This is a genomic window from Exiguobacterium sp. KKT215, from assembly GCF_055635335.1.
This window is the reverse complement of record NZ_CM145756.1, coordinates 1914378-1937859: the sequence shown is the minus strand read 5'-3', so window position 1 is coordinate 1937859 and position 23482 is coordinate 1914378. Positions and strand designations below refer to the sequence as shown.

The 23482-nt window shown below is 51.8% G+C and carries 28 protein-coding genes; 22 read left to right on the top strand and 6 right to left on the bottom strand.

The genetic code is table 11. The features are described 5' to 3' along the window. Position 1: 1 nt before the first annotated feature. The gene (locus ACZ2GZ_RS10090) at positions 2-868 is read left to right on the top strand and encodes an RluA family pseudouridine synthase (protein WP_214713872.1); all 867 of its coding nucleotides are present in this window, start codon (positions 2-4) and stop codon (positions 866-868) included. 40 nt (positions 869-908) lie between these two features. Here the strand turns inward: ACZ2GZ_RS10090 and ACZ2GZ_RS10085 are convergent, their stop codons facing one another. Continuing rightward, complete coding sequence (locus tag ACZ2GZ_RS10085) at positions 909-2075, bottom strand: FtsW/RodA/SpoVE family cell cycle protein (protein ID WP_021066962.1); 1167 nt, start codon at positions 2073-2075, stop codon at positions 909-911. Positions 2076-2225: 150 nt separating this feature from the next. On the opposite strand from ACZ2GZ_RS10085, the gene fabI reads away from it, so the two are divergent. Continuing rightward, positions 2226-2999 (top strand): enoyl-ACP reductase FabI, encoded by a 774-nt coding sequence (gene fabI, locus ACZ2GZ_RS10080; RefSeq protein WP_058763280.1) that lies wholly within the window; start codon positions 2226-2228, stop codon positions 2997-2999. An 84-nt stretch (positions 3000-3083) separates the two neighbouring features. Next, the gene (locus tag ACZ2GZ_RS10075) at positions 3084-3272 is read left to right on the top strand and encodes a hypothetical protein (protein ID WP_021066964.1); all 189 of its coding nucleotides are present in this window, start codon (positions 3084-3086) and stop codon (positions 3270-3272) included. 2 nt (positions 3273-3274) lie between these two features. Here the strand turns inward: ACZ2GZ_RS10075 and ACZ2GZ_RS10070 are convergent, their stop codons facing one another. Continuing rightward, complete coding sequence (locus tag ACZ2GZ_RS10070; RefSeq protein ID WP_021066965.1) at positions 3275-3784, bottom strand: YjcG family protein; 510 nt, start codon at positions 3782-3784, stop codon at positions 3275-3277. A 172-nt stretch (positions 3785-3956) separates the two neighbouring features. Between ACZ2GZ_RS10070 and ACZ2GZ_RS10065 the strand changes: the two genes are divergently transcribed. From ACZ2GZ_RS10065 to ACZ2GZ_RS10050, 4 genes are read left to right on the top strand one after another with little or no spacing between them, the layout of a single operon-like run. Then, on the top strand, positions 3957-4502 hold the full coding sequence (locus ACZ2GZ_RS10065; protein ID WP_029595773.1) for a phosphatidylglycerophosphatase A family protein: 546 nt from the start codon (positions 3957-3959) through the stop codon (positions 4500-4502). Then, a complete protein-coding gene (locus ACZ2GZ_RS10060) occupies positions 4502-5086 on the top strand; it encodes a phosphatase PAP2 family protein (protein WP_214713870.1) in 585 nt (194 codons plus the stop codon). The genes ACZ2GZ_RS10065 and ACZ2GZ_RS10060 overlap by 1 nt, the downstream gene beginning before the upstream one ends. Next, a complete protein-coding gene (locus ACZ2GZ_RS10055; RefSeq protein ID WP_214713868.1) occupies positions 5083-5616 on the top strand; it encodes a hypothetical protein in 534 nt (177 codons plus the stop codon). Before ACZ2GZ_RS10060 ends, ACZ2GZ_RS10055 begins: the two co-directional genes overlap by 4 nt. Next, on the top strand, positions 5613-5804 hold the full coding sequence (locus ACZ2GZ_RS10050; protein WP_058763287.1) for a hypothetical protein: 192 nt from the start codon (positions 5613-5615) through the stop codon (positions 5802-5804). The genes ACZ2GZ_RS10055 and ACZ2GZ_RS10050 overlap by 4 nt, the downstream gene beginning before the upstream one ends. Before the next feature lie 20 nt (positions 5805-5824). Here ACZ2GZ_RS10050 and ACZ2GZ_RS10045 read toward each other — a convergent pair whose 3' ends face one another. Together ACZ2GZ_RS10045 and ACZ2GZ_RS10040 are read right to left on the bottom strand one after the other, a co-directional pair. Continuing rightward, positions 5825-6112, bottom strand: a complete 288-nt coding sequence (locus tag ACZ2GZ_RS10045; protein ID WP_029595769.1) for an FHA domain-containing protein — start codon at positions 6110-6112, stop codon at positions 5825-5827. Between the two features lie 273 nt (positions 6113-6385). Continuing rightward, a complete protein-coding gene (locus tag ACZ2GZ_RS10040) occupies positions 6386-7117 on the bottom strand; it encodes a hypothetical protein (RefSeq protein ID WP_021066974.1) in 732 nt (243 codons plus the stop codon). Between the two features lie 151 nt (positions 7118-7268). Between ACZ2GZ_RS10040 and ACZ2GZ_RS10035 the strand changes: the two genes are divergently transcribed. The 8 genes from ACZ2GZ_RS10035 (at position 7269) to nadE (ending at position 12880) form a co-directional block, all read left to right on the top strand. After that, positions 7269-7835: a GNAT family N-acetyltransferase gene (locus ACZ2GZ_RS10035; protein ID WP_021066975.1), complete on the top strand. Its 567-nt coding sequence runs from the start codon at positions 7269-7271 to the stop codon at positions 7833-7835. Between the two features lie 2 nt (positions 7836-7837). Continuing rightward, positions 7838-8551 (top strand): alpha/beta fold hydrolase, encoded by a 714-nt coding sequence (locus ACZ2GZ_RS10030; protein ID WP_214713866.1) that lies wholly within the window; start codon positions 7838-7840, stop codon positions 8549-8551. Then, complete coding sequence (locus tag ACZ2GZ_RS10025; protein WP_021066977.1) at positions 8544-9104, top strand: NADPH-dependent FMN reductase; 561 nt, start codon at positions 8544-8546, stop codon at positions 9102-9104. The genes ACZ2GZ_RS10030 and ACZ2GZ_RS10025 overlap by 8 nt, the downstream gene beginning before the upstream one ends. A gap of 69 nt (positions 9105-9173) precedes the next feature. Continuing rightward, the gene (locus ACZ2GZ_RS10020; RefSeq protein ID WP_214714096.1) at positions 9174-9413 is read left to right on the top strand and encodes a hypothetical protein; all 240 of its coding nucleotides are present in this window, start codon (positions 9174-9176) and stop codon (positions 9411-9413) included. A 72-nt stretch (positions 9414-9485) separates the two neighbouring features. After that, a complete protein-coding gene (locus ACZ2GZ_RS10015) occupies positions 9486-10577 on the top strand; it encodes a virulence factor (RefSeq protein WP_029595766.1) in 1092 nt (363 codons plus the stop codon). A 244-nt stretch (positions 10578-10821) separates the two neighbouring features. Continuing rightward, positions 10822-11016, top strand: a complete 195-nt coding sequence (locus ACZ2GZ_RS10010; protein ID WP_021066980.1) for a hypothetical protein — start codon at positions 10822-10824, stop codon at positions 11014-11016. A gap of 100 nt (positions 11017-11116) precedes the next feature. Further along, complete coding sequence (locus tag ACZ2GZ_RS10005; protein WP_353048035.1) at positions 11117-11947, top strand: BsuPI-related putative proteinase inhibitor; 831 nt, start codon at positions 11117-11119, stop codon at positions 11945-11947. Between the two features lie 117 nt (positions 11948-12064). Continuing rightward, positions 12065-12880 carry an ammonia-dependent NAD(+) synthetase gene (gene nadE, locus ACZ2GZ_RS10000; RefSeq protein ID WP_214829845.1) on the top strand — a complete coding sequence of 272 codons (816 nt, stop codon included), beginning with the start codon at positions 12065-12067 and terminating at the stop codon, positions 12878-12880. 381 nt (positions 12881-13261) lie between these two features. Here nadE and ACZ2GZ_RS09995 read toward each other — a convergent pair whose 3' ends face one another. Then, complete coding sequence (locus tag ACZ2GZ_RS09995) at positions 13262-13651, bottom strand: disulfide bond formation protein B (protein WP_021066983.1); 390 nt, start codon at positions 13649-13651, stop codon at positions 13262-13264. Positions 13652-13761: 110 nt separating this feature from the next. Here ACZ2GZ_RS09995 and ACZ2GZ_RS09990 point away from each other — a divergent pair, with 110 nt between their 5' ends. The 5 genes from ACZ2GZ_RS09990 (at position 13762) to ACZ2GZ_RS09970 (ending at position 19231) form a co-directional block, all read left to right on the top strand. Further along, the gene (locus ACZ2GZ_RS09990; RefSeq protein WP_021066984.1) at positions 13762-14640 is read left to right on the top strand and encodes a LysR family transcriptional regulator; all 879 of its coding nucleotides are present in this window, start codon (positions 13762-13764) and stop codon (positions 14638-14640) included. Further along, positions 14637-15758 (top strand): N-acetyldiaminopimelate deacetylase, encoded by a 1122-nt coding sequence (locus tag ACZ2GZ_RS09985; RefSeq protein ID WP_131471124.1) that lies wholly within the window; start codon positions 14637-14639, stop codon positions 15756-15758. Before ACZ2GZ_RS09990 ends, ACZ2GZ_RS09985 begins: the two co-directional genes overlap by 4 nt. A gap of 268 nt (positions 15759-16026) precedes the next feature. Then, on the top strand, positions 16027-17415 hold the full coding sequence (locus ACZ2GZ_RS09980; protein ID WP_131471125.1) for a cytochrome ubiquinol oxidase subunit I: 1389 nt from the start codon (positions 16027-16029) through the stop codon (positions 17413-17415). A gap of 14 nt (positions 17416-17429) precedes the next feature. After that, on the top strand, positions 17430-18461 hold the full coding sequence (locus ACZ2GZ_RS09975; protein ID WP_021066987.1) for a cytochrome d ubiquinol oxidase subunit II: 1032 nt from the start codon (positions 17430-17432) through the stop codon (positions 18459-18461). Between the two features lie 107 nt (positions 18462-18568). Then, the gene (locus ACZ2GZ_RS09970; protein ID WP_029595762.1) at positions 18569-19231 is read left to right on the top strand and encodes a potassium channel family protein; all 663 of its coding nucleotides are present in this window, start codon (positions 18569-18571) and stop codon (positions 19229-19231) included. Between the two features lie 32 nt (positions 19232-19263). Here the strand turns inward: ACZ2GZ_RS09970 and ACZ2GZ_RS09965 are convergent, their stop codons facing one another. Beyond that, entirely contained in the window at positions 19264-20040 is a 777-nt protein-coding gene (locus ACZ2GZ_RS09965) for a Cof-type HAD-IIB family hydrolase (RefSeq protein ID WP_214713862.1), read from the bottom strand. A 219-nt stretch (positions 20041-20259) separates the two neighbouring features. On the opposite strand from ACZ2GZ_RS09965, the gene rnjA reads away from it, so the two are divergent. Further along, positions 20260-21927, top strand: coding sequence for a ribonuclease J1 (gene rnjA, locus ACZ2GZ_RS09960; protein WP_021066990.1), 1668 nt, complete (start codon positions 20260-20262; stop codon positions 21925-21927). Between the two features lie 65 nt (positions 21928-21992). Beyond that, entirely contained in the window at positions 21993-23450 is a 1458-nt protein-coding gene (locus tag ACZ2GZ_RS09955) for a phospholipase D family protein (RefSeq protein WP_214713860.1), read from the top strand. The last annotated feature ends 32 nt before the right edge of the window (positions 23451-23482 follow it).

Here is a 23482-nt window from a genome sequence, read left to right as displayed (position 1 = left end):
GATGTACGGATTTACATTGCGTCGCGTCGCGGAGACAACCGTCCCGTTGCGCGACTTTTTAATGACAGACTGTGGCATCTCACGAAAGATGTTGACCCAAATCAAACAAGGTGGCCTCATCCTCGTCGATGGCAAGCCTCGCACCGTCCGCTATGACATCCGAGCAGGGGAGGCAGTGACCGTCCACTTCCCGGTCGAACAGCCCGCAGAGACGATGGTCCGTTCCAAGCGGCCGCTCACGATCCTATTTGAGGATGACTATTTGCTCGCGGTCGACAAACCGGCAGGCATTGCGACAATCCCGTCCCGGCTCCATCCGGATGATACACTCGCCAACGCCGTGCTCGGCTATTATGAACAGATTGGATTGCAGTCGGCGATTCACGTCATCAACCGGCTCGACCGTGACACAAGCGGGGTCGTCCTGTTCGCAAAATATGCATACGTGCATCATCGCTTTAGCGAGTTGCAACAGACTGGCGGCTTGTCGCGGACGTATCTCGCGTTAGTCGAAGGGCCGCTTGAACCACAGACGATCGATGCCCCAATCGGCCGCGCCCCCGATTCGATTATGGAGCGAATCGTGACAGCGGACGGACAGCATGCTGTCACACATATTCTCGAAGCGGAGGCGCATGGCGCATATACGGCACTATCGATTGCCCTTGAGACCGGTCGGACGCATCAAATCCGGGTCCATCTGCGCCATATCGGCCATCCGTTGCTCGGGGATACGATGTACGGTGGCAAGACTGTTCTCGACCGTCATGCGCTCCATAGCGCTTCGGCGGCGTTTAATCATCCATTGACCGGCGAGAAGCTGTTCATCCAAGCCCCTGACCCGACTGATTTCCAATTCATCCTGTAACAACAATAGTCCCGCACTCGGATGAGTGCGGGACTATTGTTTAGTCGTCGTCGAACATATACGTTTTTGATTTAGAGGCGACGTTCATGACGAGCCCGATGGCGATCATGTTCATGATGATCCCGGTCCCACCATAACTGATGAACGGTAACGTCAGACCGGTGATCGGGAGGACGCCGATCGTCATCCCGATGTTTTGGAAAATTTGGAACGTGAACATGGCGATGACGGCCGTGACGATGTAGCTTCCGAACGGACTGCTCGCTTCGAGGGCGATATGAATCATTCGGTACAAGAACAAGAAGAAAACGATAATCACGATCGCTGCCCCGATAAAGCCATAATGCTCGGCGATGACGGCGAAGATGAAGTCGGTTTGCGACTCAGGAAGATAGACGAGCCCTTGTCCATAGCCGGCCCCGAACATTTGGCCAGACCCAATCGCTTGAAGCGATTTGATTAACTGGAACGCCAGGTCATCGGAATACTCATACGGGTAAATCCAAGCTTGGAATCGATTCAAGGCGTGGCCTGGCACGAAACTTTGTAACAACTCGAAATGCGAGAAGAACAAATACATGAAGCCACCGATCGTTAAGGCAGCGGCGCTGAACAATCCGAGCAACCACTTCCACCCGATACCAGACACGATGATAATCGCTCCGAGCATCGTGATCAACACGAGCCCTGTGCCTAAGTCTGGTTGCGTCACAATCAGCGCGAGAGGCGGAATGGCGAGAAGCACCAATTTCATTAATAGCCATGTGTCCTGTTGGGACGAACCGTAGCGTTTATTATGGTCATAGACGATCGTCGCCATGGAAATAAGTAAGAACAACTTCATGAATTCGGCTGGCTGGAAACTGAAGCCCGGTACGTTATACCAGCCGTACGCCCCGTTGATGTTCGGAACGAGAGTCGTATCGCGGAGCGGAATCAAACCGGCTAGTAGCAATAACCCGAAGCCATACAAATACCAGTGTATTTTTCGCAACTGTTCATATTCGATGGTCATGATGGCGAACATGGCGAAGAACCCAATGATGTAGCGGATTCCTTGGTCAAATGCGAAATTAATATGTTGCAATCGCGTCGGCAACATCGGTTGGGCCGTATAGATGGCACCTAAACTGATGATCATCAAGAAAAAGACGATTGTCAAAAGTGTTGTGTCTAAACTTTTAAAATAAGATTGAATGCGGTTCATGATGAAGTCGTCTCACCCTTTCTCTACGTATTTTATCTTACCGTAAGTTAAAAAAATCGCAATACGTTACGCGCTAGTTGACAAAACAGACACCATTCTGTAATCTGATAACAGATATTATCACCAGGTACTAAAAAAGGGGAGTTTACGATGTCAATCTATCCAACGTTAACGAATAAGACGTATGTCGTCATGGGAATCGCCAATAAACGCTCGATCGCTTGGGGAATCGCGAAGACGCTCGACGCAGCAGGCGCGAAGCTCGTGCTCACATATGCGGGCGAACGCTTCAAGTCAGGACTCGAGTCGCTTGCAGCCGACTTGAACGGAGAAGCCTTGCTGTTAGAGTGTGACGTCACGAACGACGAAGCCATCGACACGACGTTCCGGACGATTCATGAACAAGCAGGCCCGATTCAAGGGATTGCGCACTCGATCGCATTCGCAGACAAAGAAGCACTCCGCGGTGAATTCTCAGAGATGACACGCGGCCAGTTCGCGCAAGCGCTCGATATTTCGGCATACAGCTTGACGGCTGTCGTCAAAGCGGCCAAACCGTACTTCGCAGAAGATGCATCGGTCATCACGCTCACATATCTCGGCGGCGAACGCGTCGTCCCGAACTATAACTTGATGGGTGTCGCCAAGGCGGCGCTCGACTCGAGCGTCAAATATTTGGCAAACGAGTACGGCCCACACGGCGTCCGCGTCAATGCGATCTCGGCTGGCCCGATTCGGACGTTGTCGGCTAAAGGAGTCGGCGACTTTAACAGCATCTTGTCTGAACTCGAGCAAAAAGCGCCATTGCGCCGCAACGTCTCGGTAGAAGAAGTGGCCTCGACCGGCCTGTTCCTCTTGTCGAGCATGGGCAGCGGCGTGACAGGTGAAGTCATCCACGTCGATAGCGGTTATCACATTTTATAAAGATGGGGAAGGGCGTAGCGATACGCTCTTTTTTGTATTATCGTTGAAGAATTTCGGGTAAGGACTTGTGAAGGAGGTTGGATCATGGGTCCTTATCAGATTGATTTCACAGTCGTCCAATATGGAAATCGCCAAGTTCAACCAACAGAACGGGCGAATATCGAGCCGGTCACACGCATTCAACGTGTCCAACGAATCCGGCCCCGTCAAGAAGAATGGTTAGAAGCCGAACAACAAAACAGCCCCGGTCGTTTCGTCGACCGGAGCGTGTAATCTTATCCGCGGAACCGGAACGTCTCATAGACGTTCCATGTTTCGTTTTCGAGCTCATACATGACGGCCATGCGATTGATCGTCTCCTCGAAATGCACTTGTTCCATTCGCATCCGTTCGAGCACGTCGAACAGTTCGGCATCGGTCAAATCTTGACCGATGGTGATATGCGGCAGAAACTCGTATTTCGGAGGCTGCTTGAGCAGACCGTCGTGCAGTTTGTCGTGAAGCGCTGACAGTTCGCGCGTCGGCAATACTTTTAAGTAGAGGACGTTGTTCGTCGGTGCGAACGAGCGGACCCCGTCGATTTTCAATTGAACCGGTTTGGTCGAGTCTGCGACTTGCTGGAGATACTCGAGCACTTTCGGCAAATCGGCCTCGTCGATTTCAGTGCGTTCCTTGATCGTCACGTGAGGTGAGATCAACGCATACTTCGTGTCGTATCGCTTCCGATACGAGTTGGCGAAGTCTTGAACTTGTTTTGATGGAAATAAGACTACCCCAATCTTCATTCCAGTTCCCCCTTTATAAAGTGGTCTACTTTTTTATGATGACCGATTTAATGAATGAAGTCAAAGCGGGCTTAGTCTTTTTTTCGAGTTTTCAGTATAATAGACATTGAGTACTTCGAGAAGCTCTTCTCGAGATGAAAGGATGTGTAGCGGGAATGTTCCCGCATCTATGATGAAACATGTACCACACTCACGCGATGTACGCGACGCGGCACGGGCTCGCTTGATTGAACGGGGCGTATCGATCGAATCGATCGCCGAAATCGTCTATCAAATGCAAGCACCGTATTCGCCACACTTATCATTGAAAGACTGCATGGACTCGGTCGAGGCCGTGTTAGATAAACGCGAGCTCCAACACGCGATTCTCGTCGGGTCGGAACTCGACATGCTCGCCGAGCGCGGGCAATTGTCGGAGCCGCTCTTGTCAATCGTGGCGTCGGATGAAGGGTTGTTCGGTGTCGATGAGACGATTGCGATCGGGGCCGTCAACACATATGGTTCGATTGCCGTGACGACGTTCGGATACTTAGACAAAGCGAAAATCGGGATCATCAAACAGCTCGACACGAAAATGGACGACGGCCAAGTCCATACGTTCATGGATGACCTCGTCGGTGCCATCGCGGCGAACGCCTCAGGTCGGTTGGCGCACCGTCTGCGTGACATGACCGACTTCGGCGAAGACGAGATGCGGGAACGGAAAGGGTTGTATTGATGACTTCTCGCTTACAAGAGCTGGCGATCACCGGGACGATTGGATTCGTTCTCTTCTCGGTGGTCGTCGTTTTAGGTTGGGTCGTACCGGTCGACCGCTTCGTCACGGCTTTGCTTGAACCGCTCGCTGGACCATTGTTCGTTTATGTGACCGAGCTCGGCAGTGTGAAAGTGTTGATTGGTCTATCCATTATTGGCATGCTCTATTTCTTATGGCGAGGGAACCGCTTTGAGGCGTTCCGTTTGCCGATTGTCGTCATCGCCACGCTTCTCGTGACACAAGTGTTGAAGCTCGTGTTCGGGGTTGACCGACCGTCAATCGATGCCGCGCTCGACGCGACGACTTATAGCTTCCCGAGCGGTCACGCCTCTGGATCACTCGCCTTGTACGGTATGCTGGCGATATTGATGTACCGCCGCAATGAAAACTTGATCGGGTTCGGCTTGCTTGTCGCGATGGTGTTGGCCGTCTCGTTCAGCCGGGTCATCTTGAACGTCCACTATTTCAGTGACGTCATCGGCGGGTGGCTCGTCGCGCTCGTCATCGTGGCAGGGTCAGAAGTAATAAGGAGGAAACGAAATTGATTTTAGTCTCACAAGTCGAAACATGGTTGTTCATGGACCAAACTCGAGCGGACGCGGCCGACGCACCGACGATTTTGGTCGAAAAAGATGCGTCCGGGGCCAAGTCATTCACGGCGATGCGAACGTTGTTCCAACTCAAGAAGTGGACGGGACAACGACGCTTCGTGCCGCTCTTATCGTGCGATGAGACGGCGTATCGAGCCTATGAAGTGTTTCATGTCGACGCGGTCCCGCCGTTCGCCATCCTCGATTCGGGCCGAGTCTTATTAAAGGACAACGAAGTGGATGTGGCCTATGCGGTCGCCCTCGACGACGCTGCGCCAAAAACGTACGGTGAACGGATCGCGTTTGTAGCCGATTATGTGGAGCGGGCACTCGGTGAAACGGTCGTGCTCGCCATCGATGAGCCGGTCGCGTCGCATCCTCAGGTGCCGGAAGATGTGTTCGTACCGGAAAATGTGATGCAGACGAGTGAACGATTGTTCGCCTGGGCAAACCGACAACAAACGGAGAGGGATGAAGTGAAATGAACGAGTGGGAACCAAAAATTCAAGAACTTCTCGACGGGACGGTCGACGAACTCATCGTCCCAAAAGACGACTTTTTGACGGTCCGTTCACTTTTGGTCGACAAGGGCTGGCTGTTTGAAGTCGTGGGTGAAGCGAAACACGGCGGCGTGACGATTTATCGGAAAAACGAACAAAGCGCGTCCTCATAAGAGGAACGCGCTTTGTTCATTTAGGCGTTAGAAGCCAATTTGATTTTTTGTCGTTTTAACTTGTGTAATAACCAGGCATGTAACACTTCACAAGAATGGTGAGGAAGGGTCAGTTCGACAAGTGGGTGTGACTGACCGAATATAGTGAAGCGCGAATGGTCCTCGTCGAGCATTGAGACTTGAATATCGGTCGCTTCTTGAAGCGAAATCCGTTGCTCGCCGGCTACTGCATCTTTTAGTTTCAGCATTTTTCCATTCGTCGCAAACTTGGTGAACGAAGACATTCCCTGTACTTTCAGTTGTTCCATCTCGTGTATCTATTCATCCGCGTGATGAATAGATTTTCACCTCGCTTTCTCTATATTGCCTTCCATTCCTCCAGAAGGTTATTCCTAGTATACCCTCCTCGCGATAAAAGAAAAGAGTTAATTTAACGAAAAATTAAGACAATTTGTTATCAATTTTTAAAAATAGTGTCTCAGGCGCTTGGTGATGGGATTTGAAACGTAATCCGTATGAGCGGGATAACAAAAAAGAACCTGATTGGCTCAGGTTCGATAAAGATTATTGCACGGGTGAACTCAAAATCGTTCAATCTCCCAAGTACGACGGCGATACGTCAATTGTCCTTTCAACGCGATCGATTCTTTTTTCGCATCAAAGTCTTCTTCGAGCACCGACATGTCCTCGTAACGCCCGGCGACATAGAAGGCAATCGAGACTTGCCGATTGAACAGGCTCCGCTTCGTATGATCGAAATCGATAATCAACCCTTGCGGTGATAACGCCAAAATCTCATCAATGACCGGGAGCGGGATCGGGACGAAACTGATGTTGCGAATGTCGCGGTCGAGCTTGCTTTGCAGCACGCTCTGCAAGAAGTGCGAGATCGTCGACCAGTCTTTTATGTACAGGCTGCTATGACGATCGTTCGATTCGTTGAAGAAGGCAATCTCGTTTTGAATCGAGTTCAAGAAAGGTCCTTTTAAGCCACGTTCCATATGACTGAGGAACAAAATTTCAGCGATTTCGTGATCCGATAGCGATTCAAGCAGATGATAGTCAGGAAAGTCGATGGCGGTGAAACTCGTTTGGTTATTTAAATACTTGGTCGAGAACGTCGACAGTTCGTGCGCCTCGATATAGCGGAACCGGGTCCGGGACGACTGTCTCATCCCTTTCATGTCCGTCCGACAAATAATCATCGGGCGGGCGAGTGATAACGCCTCGGTGACATCGTTTAAAGTGACGCCATGCAGTGTAAAACGTTGCAGTTCTCGGTCTTGTTTAATATAGAACAACTGTTTTGACATAATTATCCCCTCAGTTCGAAGTCACTATAGTTTGATTTTAGCAAATCCTTTCGTGGCGCGCCATGTTTGAGCGGTTCTAGAGGATTGAGATGATGGTTTTTTTGGGAAAATGGTTATAATTGAGGAAAAGAAGCAGAAAGGCGGATTCCATATGTGGGGGTTGAAAAAAAGCTTTCCCGAGCTCGTGACGAGCCGGTTCATTTTGAGGGAACTCGAACCCCGTGACGCGAGGGCGCTCTATGTGATTCTTTCGACCGAGGAAGTGATGCGTTATTACGGGTCCGATCCTCTGCTGGCCGTCTATGAGGCGAAGAACGTCATCGCTTATTTCAAAGATCAATTTCAGCAAGGAAAAGCGATTCGCTGGGCAATCTGTGACCGCGACACGAACGAACTGATTGGGACGATCGGCTTTCACAACTGGACCCCGCAGTATTTTCGAGCCGAAATTGGCTTCGAGGTCGCGCCGAGCCATTGGCGCCGGGGTGTCGCGTTCGAGGCGGCGTCTGCCGTCATTCGATACGGGTTTGACGAGTTCAAGTTTCATCGGATCTCGGCGCTCGTCGCTCCAGGGAACGAAGGGTCGAACCGGTTGGTGCAAAAGCTCGGCTTTACGGAGGAAGGATTGCTCCATGACTATGCCTATAGTCACGGACGTTTCATGGATTTGACGATGTATCGTCTCTTGAAAGACGAATGGAACGAAAGGGAGGAATGACGTTGAGACAAGTTGTGCTGTTACATGGATTGTGTGGATCACCTGATTATTTTGAGGAACTCATCCCATTGATGGACGCGGACGTATACGCGCTGACATTACCGGGACATGCCGGGACGGAGGCCGGACCAGAGACGATGGATCAGTTTGCGGATTGGGTACTTTCTGAGATGAAACTGCGCAATCTCAAGCGTCCAATCGTGCTCGGTCATTCGTTCGGGGGCTACATCACGACCAACCTCGTCCGCCGTCATCCGGACGCGCTATCCGGTTTCGGATTGATTCATTCGACGGCGGCGGCTGATCCAGAGACGGCCAAAGTGAAGCGGAATGAAGCCATCGAACGAGTGATGGAAGAAGGGGTACATCCGTTCATCGACACGATGATTCCGGGTGTGTTTGCCGCTGATTCCGACACCGCGTTGATTGAACGCGCCAAGCAAATCGGCTACGAGATGTCAAAAGAAGGAATCATTTCCGCGCAGATGGCCATTCGCGACCGTGCCGATGAAACGGAGACGGTCCGGTCGACGAACTTGCCCGGTCTCTTCCTCTATGGATCTAGTGATCCGAACATGGATGCGGAACGCGCTTTCCTAGGGGCGGACCGTCATACGAAACAGACGGTACCGGCTAGCCATATGGGGATGATGGAACAGCCAGAACGAGAAGCGCAACTCATCAATGATTGGCTCAAGGAGGTACAGGATGTCTAAATTCAAACTCGTTGCCGTATCAGGAAGTCTTCGTAAGGCGTCATACAACACGGCGCTGCTCCATTCCATCATCGAGCTTGGCCAAGATCGGTTCGACGTCGAGATTGCTTCGATTGAGATGCCGCTCTATAACGACGACTTGATCGACCCGGATGAACCCGAAGTCGTGCGCGACTTCAAACGAGCCGTGCGTGAGGCGGACGGTCTGCTCGTCGTCACCCCGGAATATAACCACAGCATCCCGGGTGTGTTGAAGAACGCAATCGATTGGCTGTCGCTCGAACCAGGCACGCCGCTCCGTGAGAAACCGGTCATGATTGCCGGGGCGTCTCCGGGTATGCTTGGGACGGCGCGATGTCAAATTCATCTCCGTCAAGTATTTGCCACAAATCGTGCTAACGTTTTACCAGGAAATGAAATCTTTATCACGCATTGTAAAGAAAAGATTGATGATACTGGATTACATGATGAAAAGTCTCGGCAACAAATCGACCGAGTGTTATCCGAGTATTATAACTGGATTGATTTTTGGAAGCGTCACGCAAAAAATTAACTTGAAGTCGCCCTGATTGTTTGATAGAAATGAATTGTGAAAACAAACACAAAGGGAGCGACGACAAACATGCAAACGTATATTGAACTGTATAATGGCGGCGAGTTGGAGGACCGGGCAATCATCAATGACGGGATGACGTTCGGCCGGGTGACGATTGTGGAATTGTTCTATCAAACGAGCCATATCTTCGGATACGTCAAAGTCAATGGGGAGAAGCGCTTCTTCCTTGAGCCTGTGTCAGCAGATGATACGTTCATCGTCGAAGGAGAAGAGTATTCGCTCCAACAGTTCATCGCCCTATTTTGATTGTTCACGACGCAAGCGACTCGCTTGCGTTTTTTTGTCGTTTTCGTCACGATTGAGAGTGAGGTGATGAGAATGAAATTAGTAGCAATCGAACCAACTCCAAGTCCAAATAACTTGAAGATTATCGTCGAACCGGCGTTCACGGGCCGTGGTGTCACGTATGACAAGGCGAGCCGTGATATGCCGCCGATCATTGAAGACATCGTCGGCTTACGCGGGGTCAAGTCGGTCTACGCTGTCTCCGACTTCCTCGCCGTCGAACGCCATCCGAAACATGACTGGCACGACGTCATGAACGAGATTCGCCGCGCGTTCGGGGAAGACGTGCCGGAAGTCGAGGCAAGCCAAATGGCGGCGGACTACGAACCGGTGCACGTCTCGGTCCAGTTCGTCCTCGATGTGCCGATGCAATTGAAACTCGTCAAAGGCGATTCGGAAAAACGGGTCGGTCTGTCAAAACGGTTCGTCGACGCCGCACTTGACGTGCAGGCCCAAGTGAAAAACGTCATCCAAGACCGACGCTGGGTCGAACAAGCCCCGCGTTACGGCGAGCTCGAGGATGTGAGTGTCGTCGCGCAAGAAGAGCTCGAGGCGGCGTATCCTGAAGAACGGGTCGCTCGCATCGTCGCCCGGGCGTTTGGCCGGGAAGCCGACTATGAAGCCAATGCGAACCAATTGCAATCAGACGATTGGAAAGCACGTTTGGCGTTCTTGGACGAGCTCGAGATTACCCCGGACAACATGGTGTACTTCCGCCGCGCCCTCGAGGACAAGGTGATGGCCATCCGTCGACAAGCGGTCGTCATGATTGGCATGTTCGAAGAGAATCGGGAAGAGTATGTCACGTATATCGAACAGGCGCTCGTCGACTCGTCACCGATTGTACGGCGTACGGCCGGCGACACGGTGTCCGATTGGGCGTTGCCGCAGTCGCAACCGTCGATGATTGAGGCGCTCAAGGATAAGAGCAAGCTCGTCCGGTGGCGGGCCGCTCGATTCTTGTTCGACTGCGGAGATGAACAGGCCGTACCCGCCCTCAAAATCGCCGAAGACGATCGTGAGTTCGAGGTGTCGTTGCAGGCACGCCTTGCCAAAGAACGGATCACGAGCGGGGAAACGGCACTCGGGACAGTGTGGCAACAAATTTCAAACCGAACGAAGTAACAAATCATTCGACAATCATGAATTTAATTTATTTACAGTTACAGGAAGAGAGACGAATCGGATTGCGATTCGTCTCTCTTTTTGCACGAATAATTTGATAATTCATCCAAATGACTAACAATCGATACCAGCAATTCGACAGTTGGGTAAACGGGTCTTTTGGCCTGTCGAACGATGGGACGTTATTCTCAATATAATCGTTGATACACTATACATATCTTATAACCGAAAAGGAGCCACACTCATGATGCTTTTTGCAGAAACACCAGAACTCGTAGCCTATAAGGAAGTCGTCGATGGTATGATAACGGTCATCTTTGAGTCGATTCACAGCGAGACGTTCTCGATCTCTGCACAAGTTCGGTCCGATATCGACGTCGCTGACGCGTTGTTCATGACAGGATGGCAGCAATACGTGGAAAACGTCCAAGTTTCATAATAAAGGTGAATAATATCCGTAAACCCATTACAAACGTCTGCACGAACGTTTACACTAGTGCTATAGACGTTTTTTTATTTTTCGGAGGAGAGTGGGATACGTGAAGAAAACTTGGTTATTGGCAATCGTTACGGCGATGATGTTGGTCGTCGCGGCTTGCAGCAAAGAAGAAGCGAACCCGAGCGATGTGGACGGTAACGCGTCGACACCGCCTGCCTTATTGACACTCGAGACGGACGTGAGCTACGATGCCGAGTCCAAACAGTTGTCGGCGACGGTATCGATGACGAATCCGAACGAGGAGCCCGTCAACGTGACGTTCAATTCGTCGCAACGCTTTCAGATGACGGTGATGAACGGGGATACGACCATCTTCGACTATGGCAGTGAATATATGTTCACAGAATCGATTATCGAAGAGACGTGGGCACCAGGTGAGAAGAAAGTGTTCGATGAAGTATTCCCACTCACGCTCGAAGCGGGTGAGTACACGGTGGACTTCGTCGGTCTGGCCCAAGTCGAAGGTGCACCTGAGATGGCGGTCACCGATCAACAGTCGCTGACCGTTGAAGCTTCCGAGGTGCCGACTGAAGAAACACCGGAAGAGCCGGCCGAAGAAACGACGGAAGAAACGACAGAAGAACCCGTTGAAGAGCCGAGCGACCAACCCGCGCAAACGGAAGGTTCGTTCCGCGATGTGGCCATCAAATTGAACGGTAACGCGATTGATGTTTCTGGATACACGGACGTCGAAGAGTTCGAATGGAGCGTGTCGGACGGTCATAATCTATATGCCCAAGGTGCGGCCGAAGTGACAAGTGGCAGCTTCACATTTGGTGTCTTAATGGATGAAGAACCACCGGCAGGAAAAGCATTATTCTTGGAGATGACACCGATCGGCGGCGACGTCGCATCGTTCCGCATTCAATAACCGGACGACGGAAACTTAGGTTTCCGTCGTTTTGTTTCGGGAATGAAACAAGTTGACGGCATTCATAGATTGTCAGACAATTAGGCAAACCGATATCAGATAGGGAGGAAGTTGAGAATGCAGCAACATATTATTGAGACGACACACGTCAAACCATCCATCAACCCAGCCGAAGAGATTCGTCGCCGAATCGATTTTTTAAAGGCTTATGTCAAACGAGCAGGCGCGAAAGGGCTCGTCCTCGGCATCTCGGGAGGACAGGACTCAACGCTCGCCGGCAAGCTCTGCCAGCTGGCGATGGAAGAATTGCGTGAGGAAACAAGTGCGGACTTTACATTCTACGCCGTCCGTCTGCCATATGGCGAGCAACATGACGAGGCCGACGCCAAACGTGCCCTCGACTTCATTCAACCGGACAAAACGTTCACGGTCAACGTGAAACCGGCCGTCGATGCCTCAGCCAACTCGTTCCATGAAGCGACGGGACTCGAACTTGGCGACTTCCATAAAGGGAACACGAAAGCGCGTGAGCGGATGAAAGTGCAATACGACATCGCAGCCACGTACGGTGCCCTCGTCGTCGGTACGGACCATGCGGCCGAATACGTCACTGGTTTTTACACGAAGCACGGGGACGGGGCGGCCGACTTGACGCCGCTCACAGGATTGAACAAGCGCCAAGGGAAAGCGTTGCTCCATGAACTTGAAGCGCATGAGAGCTTGATTTACAAAGTGCCGACGGCTGATTTGGAAGATGACAAACCGGGACTCCCGGACGAGGTCGCTCTCGGGATGACGTATGATCAACTCGATGATTATCTCGAAGGGAAATCAGTCGATCCAGCCATCGCTGAACGGATTGAGACAATCTTCAAACGGTCGCGCCATAAACACCATATGCCGGCCTCGCTCTATGACGAGTGGTGGCAGTGATCTTAAGAACCAGCCCCCGGCTGGTTCTTTTTTATATGGTAACTTTCGAACCGTCCCGTTAGGCGCCCATGCTTTCAGCAGGCAATCCCGTAGCCTCCTCGCGCCGAATCCGGCACTGCGGGGTCTTCGTCGGATTGCTTTCCTGCATGAGTCAGGGCGCCACGGGCCGGATCGAAGGGACTTCCCTATGCTACAAATCAATCGATGCCAAAAGCCGGCAACCGAACTCCTAGGGGAGAGCGATGCAAGGACGACCCCGTAAAGCGCGATTCGCGCTGCGGAGGCATCCGCATCGCCCCAGAAACGAAGGATGCCGGCCAAAGCAATCGTAAATCAAACAAAAAAAACGGTCGGTAGACCGGTTCTTTTGTGTATCACAGATTAGCGCTTCGAGCGTGTCGGCACGAATTGGATGAGCAAGATAAGTGTGAACGCGATCAAGCTGAGCAGCGGGATCGTGATGAATCCGAAGTAGTTCACCCAACGAATCAAACAGTCATTACTGCAGAACGCGTCGCCGTTCGGGATGCGTTCGAGAATGACGTGATAGAGGGCGATTGCCCAACCCGCCCCGGCCATGAGACCGACGAACAATTTGTTCACAGCACGGTTCGAGAGAAGCACCGTCAAGTAATAGATGGCGAGCGGATACATAAATATGCGTTGGAACCAGCATAACTTGCATGGCACGTACAGCATGATTTCCGAGAAATAAAGACTGCCGAGCGTCGCGATGGTGGCGACAATAAAGGCAAAATGATGACGTTGCATCTGATTTCCTCCTGACGATTCAAAACTAATCGACAAACATGATATGATACAGTGAAGCAATAACGTATCCAGTATACAATCTTTGAAACGATAGAGAAATAGGTGACGTCATGCAAGTATCAGAAGTGGAAGTGTTAATCGTCCTCGCCGAAGAGTTGAATATGCGGAAAGCGGCGGAGCGCTTGTTCGTCTCCCAGCCCGCACTCAGTCAGCGCCTCGTCACAATCGAGCATCAGTGGGGCAAGAAAATTTTTGTCCGTTCGACACGGGGCCTCGCGCTCACGCCGGACGGTGAAAAAATCATCGACTTCGCGAAGAAGATGTATAGCGAGGAGCAGGAGCTGCGTGGGGAGTTGACAGCGCAACAAGGTGAGGTGTACGGTACATTAAAAATCGCTGTCGCATCCATCATGGGTCAGTATTGGCTACCGCGCGTCTTGAAGCGATTCGTCGAGCGGTATCCATCGGTTCGAGTCAAACTCGTCACGGGCTGGTCAAGCGAGATGATGCGCTATATGCTAGAGGAAAATTTCCATATCGGCATCATTCGCGGGAATCCGGATTGGCGCGGTGAGAAGATGAAATTGTTCTCAGATTCGCTTCATCTGGTCGACTTGCGGATGACCGATTTGAAACAATTAAAGAATAACGAGCGTTCGTTCATTCAATTCAAGAGCGACTCGACGTATTATCAAGAAATTTTGGAGTGGTGGCAAGAGCGCTTCTCGAGCCCGCCGCTCACGACGCTCGTCGTCGACCAAATCGAGACGTGCAAACAGATGGCGTTACACGGAATCGGATTCGCGATTTTACCTGAGTCGACGATTCGCGACGTCGAGGCAATCAATAAGATTCCGCTCACGTCGTCGGATGGGATTCCGCTCGTCCGGGATACGTGGATGTTATCGACCGAGTCGATGCTCGAGTTGGCGCAAGTGAAGGCGTTTTGGGAGATTGTTGATGAAGTGACGAAGGAGAGTGTGGAATGAGTTGGGCAATTGAGGCAAGACGGCAATTACATTTGATTCCAGAACGAGGTTATGAAGAGTTCAAGACACAGGCGACGCTTGAGGAACTGATTCGATCCTTGAACTCGCCGCGCGTGCACATCTCGCATTGGCGTACCGGTTTGTTCGTCCGCATCGACGGGCTTGCCGGTGAAAAGACGATCGGTTACCGGGCCGACATGGACGGCTTACCGATCACCGAAGAGACGGGCCTCGAGTTTGCCTCGGTCCATGAAGGGATGATGCACGCCTGTGGCCATGACGTTCATATGGCAATCGCTCTCGGGTTGATTAAGCGAGCCGTCGAAGAGCCGCTCGACCATCACCTCGTCATCTTCTTCCAACCAGCCGAAGAAGGTCCGGGCGGAGCTGAGCCGATGGCCATGTCGGAATTGTTCTATCATTTCCGTCCCGATGCGATGTTCGGACTTCACGTCGCACCAGAATATCCTGTCGGCACAATCGCGTCGCGTCCAGGTGTATTATTCGCGAGTGCGCGCGAGTTGCATCTGACGATTCATGGGAAAGGCGGGCATGGTGCCTTCCCACACGCCGGAATTGATGCCGTCATCGTCCAGGCCGCGTTGATTATGCAGCTGCAAACAATCGTCTCGCGGAACATCGACCCGATGGGCAGCGCGGTCATCTCGATCGGGAAAGTGATGGCTGGGACGAAAGAGAACATCATCGCGGACACGGCGAAGCTCGACGGTACGATTCGGGCCTTGTCGGACAAGGAGATGGTCGTGCTCGAACGACGCATCCGTCAAATCATCGCCGGGGTGGAGATGACGTATAACGTCCACATCGACCTCGAGTTCGGCAACCGGTACCACGAGGTCGTCAACGACGAACGTTATTTGTTCCAATTCGAAGAAGCGGTCGAGGAAGTCGGATACTCATACAAGACGTGCGTACCGGCCATGACCGGTGAAGATTTCGGATACATGCTGAAACAAGTTCCAGGCTTTATGGTCTGGCTCGGCGTGAACGATATGGGGTCGGGACTTCACCAATCGACGCTCAACCCGGATGAGCGGGCCATCGATGTCGCCATCGAGCTGTTCGATCATTTCTTTAGAACGGCCATCATTAAGTGAAGCAAGCGGACACGACGGTGTCCGCTTTTTTGTATGAAATGTGTAGAATTGTGCGTGAACCGTTAAAGATTTGGGAAAAAAGTAAGAGTTGTAAAGCGTCGATATTGTTAAGCATGCTCAAATGTGAACATTTTGCGAACTCAAGCATTGAAACATTACAGCGCTATATAAAATCATTATGATAAGGGTATCCAAGGGAAATCATCTGTGATGTTGCGCGATAGACATTGGTTTAAAGCGCTAGAGAGAGATAGGAGGTAATCAATAGATGTTTCAAGATCCTGTCCTGATGAGCCGGGCGTTAACGGCACTCACGTTGGGTTTCCACGTGATATTTGCCACAATCGGCGTCGGGGTTCCATTACTCATTTTATTGGCAGAGTTTCTAGGTATTAAAAAGAAAGATCCGAAATACACCTTGATGGCCCGTCGGTGGTCACGGGGATATGTCGTCACAGTAGCGGTCGGTGTCGTGACAGGTACGGCAATCGGGCTCCAGCTGTCTTTACTTTGGCCGAACCTCATGCGGGTCGCCGGTCAAACGATCGCACTTCCACTGTTCATGGAAACGTTCGCCTTCTTCTTTGAAGCGATCTTCCTCGGGATTTATTTGTACACGTGGGATCGATTTAAAAACCCGTGGCACCATATGCTAGTCGGGATTCCAGTCGCGGTCGGTGCCTTGTTCTCAGGGTTCTTCATTACGACCGTCAACAGCTTCATGAACCAGCCGGTCGGATTTGATATTGTCGACGGTCGACTCGCCAACGTGAGTCCAATCGAGGCGATGTTCAGCCCGGCGATGCCGACCAAAATGGCGCACGTCTTGACGTCGGCCATTCTGACATCGGCGTTCATTTTAGCTGCTATCGCCGCTGTCCAGTTGCTCCGTCAGCGACGGAACCAACTCGACAAGTTATCAATCGAGTATCATAAAAAAGGTCTTCGCTTGACGATGACCGTCGCGCTCATCTTCGCGATTGCGACTGCACTCGTCGGAGACTTCTCAGGTAAATACTTGGCGAAGTACCAGCCGGAAAAATTGGCGGCTGCGGAGTGGCATTTTGAAACCTCCTCGGAGGCCGAGCTGATTCTAGGCGGATGGCTCGAGGAAGACGGAGAGGGCGGTTACGAAGTACGTGGCGCCTTGAAGATTCCGTACGCCTTGTCAATCCTAGCGGGCGGTGTGCCGAACTACGAGGTGACCGGTCTTGATGAATTTGCGAAAGAAGATCAACCTCCACTATTCATCCACTACCTGTTTGATGCGATGGTCGGGATTGGGATGTTGCTGGCATTGATTTCGTTCTTGTTCGTGCTCGGACGGTATATCAAGCGACTGCCTCAATTCAGTAAACCGATGCTCATCGCCATCGCCGCAGGCGGTCCGCTCGCGATGATGGCCATCGAGTTCGGTTGGTTCTTCGCAGAGTTCGGTCGCCAGCCTTGGGCGCTCTATGATTTGATGCGCACGAGTGAAGCGGCGACGACATCGGCAAACGTAGGATGGATGCTTATCGCCTTTGCGATCCTGTATGCAGTTCTTGGCGTGGTCACGGTACTCGTCTTGACTCGTCTGTTCAAAGACAACCCAGTAGGGAAAGAACTAAAACAATCGGAGCTTCGCGGTGAAGCGATGTTCGCGGATGAAGTGTGATCGGAGGGTATGACATGCAGATTCAAGAATTAGGGATTGCCGTACTATGGACGTTTTTGTACGGCTACCTCATCGTCGCATCGATTGATTTCGGTGCCGGCTTCTTCGCTTTCTATAGTAAGTACACGAAGCGGGACCAAAAGATCAACCGTCTGATTGCACGGTATTTATCGCCGACGTGGGAAGTGACGAACGTGTTCTTCGTCTTCTTCTTCGTCGGGATCGTCGGGTTTTTCCCAGATACGGCTTACTATTACGGGACGGCGCTTCTCGTACCGGCCTCGGTCGTGTTGATTCTGTTGGCGATTCGCGGTAGTTTCTACGCGTTTGCCAACTATGGATCAAAAGAGAGCACGTTCTATATGTTCTTATATGGGGCGACTGGGCTGTTAATCCCGGCCTCGATGTCTACCGTTCTTACCGTCAGCCAAGGTGGATTTATCAATGAGACCGAGTCGGGCGTCTTTTTTGACGGCATGAAGTTGTTCACCAACTTCTACTCTTGGACCGTCGTCACCTTGGCAATCGTGTCGGTGCTCTATATCAGTGCCATGTTCCTCTTGTTCTATGCCGATAAGGCGCGTGACGCTCAGGCGGTCCCACTCGTTCGAAAATGGGCCTTGTTCTGGAGCGTTCCGACGATTGTCGCGTCGGGCCTCGTCTTCTTCGGGTTGAAGTCGCAGGCAGCTTGGCATTATGAGAGCATCTTAGCGGGCAACTGGTGGTGGTTCGCTGCAAGTTTCATCTTCTTCGCTGTAGCCGTTGCACTCGTCTACATGAAGCGAAACTACGGCATCGCGTTCTTGATGGTCATGGGTCAGTTCTTTATGGCCTGGTTCGGATACGGATATACGCACTTGCCGTACATTCTTTATCCGTACATCGACATCAACGGAAGCGTCGTCAACGAGTCGATGGCCATCGCCCTCGTCGTCGTCTTCATCCTCGGATTGCTCTTGCTCGTACCGGCGCTGTATCTCTTGCTACGCCTGTTCTTGTTCGACAATGACTATGTACGCGGAAAGCGTTCGAGTGGTAAAGCGTAAAGACCGGATATTCCGGTCTTTTTTTATATAGTTTTTTTGAGGGGAATCGGTTACACTGTACGAAGAATCGGGAACAGAAACAGCGTAGGAAAGGGATGTATGAAATTATGACAGGTGAATTTGCAGTCATCGGATTAGGACGGTTTGGCGGCTCGATCGTTCGGGAACTATCGGCGAACGGTTATGACGTGTTGGCGATTGATGCGGATGAAGAACGCGTCAACGAGTTTATGGGATTGGCGACACATGCGGTCATCGCGGACACGACCGACGAGAACGTATTGAAAAGTCTCGGCATTCGCAACTTTGAACACGTGATCGTGGCCATCGGTGAAAACATTCAAGCCTCGATTTTGACGACACTCATTTTAAAAGAGCTCGGTGTTCAAATCATCACGGTCAAGGCGACGAATGATTATCACGAGAAAGTGCTGCGCCGCATCGGGGCCGATAACATCGTCCACCCAGAGCGCGACATGGGCATCCGGATTGCGAACGGATTGATGAGCCAAAGCATCCTTGACTACCTCGAGCTCTCGAACGAGCACTCGATCGTTGAAATCAAGGCGTCGGACAAACTGTCGAACAAGTCGCTCATCGATTTGGACCTTCGCGCCAAATACGGCGTCAACATCGTCGCGGTCCGCCGCAATGATGACGTCATCATCTCACCGCAAGCCGACGAGATGATTTTGCCAGAGGACATCTTGATCATCATCGGGAAAGATACGGACTTGGATCGACTCGAACGCACACTTCGGTCCAGATAAAAAAACGAGAGGCGCGCGCCTCTCGTTTTTCATTAAATGAGCTTCATTGATTTTAAGCCGTACTCGATTCCATCTTCGAGAATCGATTTCGTCACGAAGTCGGCGACTTCTTTCGCTTCGACCCGGGCATTGCCCATTGCGATGCCCGTTCCAACGTATTGAAGCATCGCCAAATCGTTCAAGGCGTCGCCGAACGCGTACGTGTTCTCGAGCCGATAGCCGTTCGTCTCGATGAAGTGACGGATACCGTCGGCTTTACTGGCGCCACGATTGATGACGTCCATGGCGTGCGGATGCCAGCGGATGAAATCAAACTCGCCGTACGCATCCAAATAGTGATGTTCTTCTTCAGGCGCGCAATATAGGAGCGTCTGATAGACGGCCTGTTCGATATGGAAATTCGGATCATATGTCGGAATCGGCATATCAAGTTCTCCGAGTGACTGTTCGACGACATGGTCGTTCGCTTTCGTGGCACCGCCACGGTGTTGTCCGAGATAGACGAGCGTATGGTCGTTTGAGCCGGCATGTTCGGTCAAGCGACGGAGCGCGTCGGTCGGCAACGTGTTCCGATAGACGACCTCGCCTTGGTGGACGACGATTTGTCCGTTGTAGCAGACAAAGCTGTCGATGCCGAGCTGTTCTGGGATATCAGACAGCATCGCCGGGCCACGCCCTGTCGCGATGAACGTCTCGACGCCGTTGTGGCGTAGCTGCTGAATGGCCGCGATCGTCGAAGGGGGAATGTACGACCCTTCATGGAGCAACGTGCCATCGATGTCAAAAAAGACTACTTTCTGATCTTCCATTTTTCTTCACCATGCTTTCTCTGTCTTGATTAAGTCAGTTGTATACTAAAAAGCATAACACGAAATCGAGAAACCGCCCTCAATCTTACGTCAATAGTGAAATATTGTCACAATATGAGCTATAATGAAGAAAGAATCTTACGGAACGTAATTATATTGCGAGAATCACTTATGTTTCACATAGATGAACATCAACTACTTGTAGTAAGGAGAGATTAAATGAAGTTTGTAAAGAACCACCAAACAGCTGTGTTCGCACTAGGCGGACTCGGAGAAATTGGGAAGAACACGTACGTTGTTCAATTCCAAGATGAAATCATCGTCATCGATGCGGGCGTCATGTTCCCGGAGGATGACTTGCTTGGAATCGACTACGTGATCCCTGATTACTCGTACTTGATTAAAAACAAAGACAAAGTCAAAGGGGTATTCATCACCCACGGTCACGAAGACCATATCGGCGGCATCCCGTTTCTCTTGAAGCAAGTGAAGCTTCCGATTTACGCGACAAAACTCGCGCTCGGCTTGATTAAAGTGAAACTCGAAGAGCACGGGTTGCTCCGCGAGGCGGAACTGCATGAGATTGATGAGGACGCCATCGTCAAGTTCAGAAAGACGAGCATCTCGTTCTTCCGCACGACTCACTCGATTCCGAACTCGCTCGGTGTCGTCGTGAAGACGCCACAAGGGAATATCGTCCATACCGGTGACTTTAAGTTCGACTTCACACCGGTCGGCGAACCGGCTGACATTGCCAAGATGGCAGACATCGGGAAAGAAGGCGTGCTTTGCCTCTTGTCCGATTCGACGAACGCAGAAGTCGAAGGCTTCACGATGAGTGAAAAAGTTGTCGGCGGCACGATCAGTGAGACGTTCCGGAAAGCCGAAGGGCGCGTCATCTTCGCGACGTTCGCCTCGAACATTTATCGCCTGCAACAAGTCGTCGACGCTTGTGCCGAGACGGGCCGTCATTTGGCCATCTTCGGCCGTTCGATGGACAAGGTCATGACGATCGGGCAAGAGCTCGGCTTCATCAACGTCCCGAAAGGCATGATCGTCGAAGCGAATCAGTTACGGAACTACGAGCCGCATGAAGTGGCGATTCTTTGTACCGGTTCGCAAGGTGAGCCGATGGCTGCGCTCAGCCGCATCGCCAACGGAACACACCGTCAAGTATCGATCATTCCTGGCGACACGGTCATCTTCTCGTCATCTCCGATTCCGGGTAACGCCATCTCGGTCGGGAAAACGATCGACCAATTGTATAAAGCCGGCGCGGACGTCGTTTACGGAAAATTGACGAACATCCACACGTCGGGTCACGGGTCGCAACAAGAGCAATTGCTCATGATCCGCTTGCTCAACCCGAAATTCTTCATGCCGATTCACGGGGAGTATCGCATGTTGGTGAAACACGCCGAACTCGCCGAATCGGTCGGCATCCCGAAAGAGAACAGCTTCATCATGGATAACGGTGAAGTGCTCGCCGTCGACGCCGACTCGGCCGCCATCACCGGGAAAATCTCGGCCAACGCCGTGTACGTCGACGGAAACGGCATCGGGGACATCGGCAATATCGTTTTGCGCGATCGCCGCATCCTTTCAGAGGACGGACTCGTCGTCGTCGTCATCAGCATCGACGGCAAGACGCGTAAACTCGTCTCAGGTCCGGATATCATTTCACGCGGCTTCGTCTATATGCGCGAATCGGGCAGCTTGATTCGTGACGGCGAGCGCTTGCTCAAGAAGACGGTCGAGCAAGGGTTGTCGAACAAACAGATGAAGTGGTCGGAGTTGAAACAACTCGTCTCGGATACACTCACGCCATACTTGGCACAAAAAACACGAAGACACCCAATGGTTCTTCCGATCATCATGGAAGTATGAACGAGCGGGCTGTAGGGGACTACAGCCCGTTTTTTAGAGGACAAAGATAAAGGAGATGGTGTCTGATGGAACGCAAGAAACGGAAGAAAGGTTGGTTGAAATGGGGCCTGGCCGCATTCGCCTTACTCTTCCTCATCACGATGGTATACCATCAAGTCAAACCGTTGCCGGACGGCGTGTCGCGTGCGTCGGAACCGGTCGCGATTTCGGATGACCAAATCGATTTTTTATTTGATTTGACGTATCAAGGGGAAGACACGGAAGTGAACGAGCAAGAGATTTTTCAAGACGTCGAGCGGTCAATCCGCGAGGCGCGGGAATATATCGTCATGGACTTTTTCTTATTCAACCCATATTCGAATGAAGACCGGCAATATCCGGACATCACGGCCAAACTGTCATCGGCTTTGCTCGAACAGATGGAAGCCCATCCGGACATGAACGTCGTCTTAATCACGGATGAAATCAATACGACTTATAACGGACACGCGTCCGATCATCTCGACGTCTTGAAGGAAGCGGGCGCGGAAATTGTCTACACGAACCTCGATGTGCTCCGCGACCCGAACATCTTATACTCGACGCTGTATCGGATCGGGTTCCAATGGTTCGGGGACAGCCAGAACGGCTGGTTGCCGAACCCGATGGCCAAATCGGCACCGGACATCACGATCCGGTCGTATTTACGGCTGTTGAACGTGAAAGCGAACCACCGCAAAGTGATGGTGACCGAGAATGACGGCTTCGTCTTATCGGCTAACCCACACGATGCGAGCGGCTATCATTCGAACGTAGGCGTCCGGCTCGACGGTCCAATTTTAGCGGACATCCTCGAAGGGGAGGAAGCGATCGCGACGTTCTCGAAAGGGGATGCCGAACGTTTCCCGAGCGAGGAGAAACTCGCGAATCTGCGCGACGAGCCGTCGGAAGGCCCGATGCAAATCCGCTACGTCACGGAATCCAAGATTCAGGACGCCGTCATCAAGGCGATGGAAGAAGCGGAATCAGGTGAGACGATTTGGATCGGCATGTTCTACTTGGCCGACCGAAACATCATTCAAGCCATTCATGAGGCCGCCGAGCGCGGCGTCTTCGTCAAACTGATTCTTGACCCGAATACGAACGCGTTCGGGCGCGACAAGTCAGGATTGCCGAACTTGCCGGTCGCCGCGGAATTGAACACGGTGAACCCGGAGCAAATCGAGATTCGGTGGTACGAAGTCGGCGAAGAGCAGTACCACCCGAAGATGCTGTACGTGGAAGGGGACCGTCGAGTCGTCGTCATCGGGTCGGGCAACTATACGACCCGCAACATGAACGATTACAACTTGGAGGCGGATGTCGAAGTCGTCACGACCGAGGAGACAGCGTTCATCCGCGAGGTCGACGGGTACTTCAAGCGTCTCTGGAACAACGAGCAAGGAACGTATACGCTCGCCTATGATGAGATTCAGACCGATTTGCCAATCGGAAAGTATGTGATTTATTGGATCCAGAAACTCACTTGGACGATGACCTACTGACACAAGCCCGCCTTCCTGTGAAGGTGGGCTTT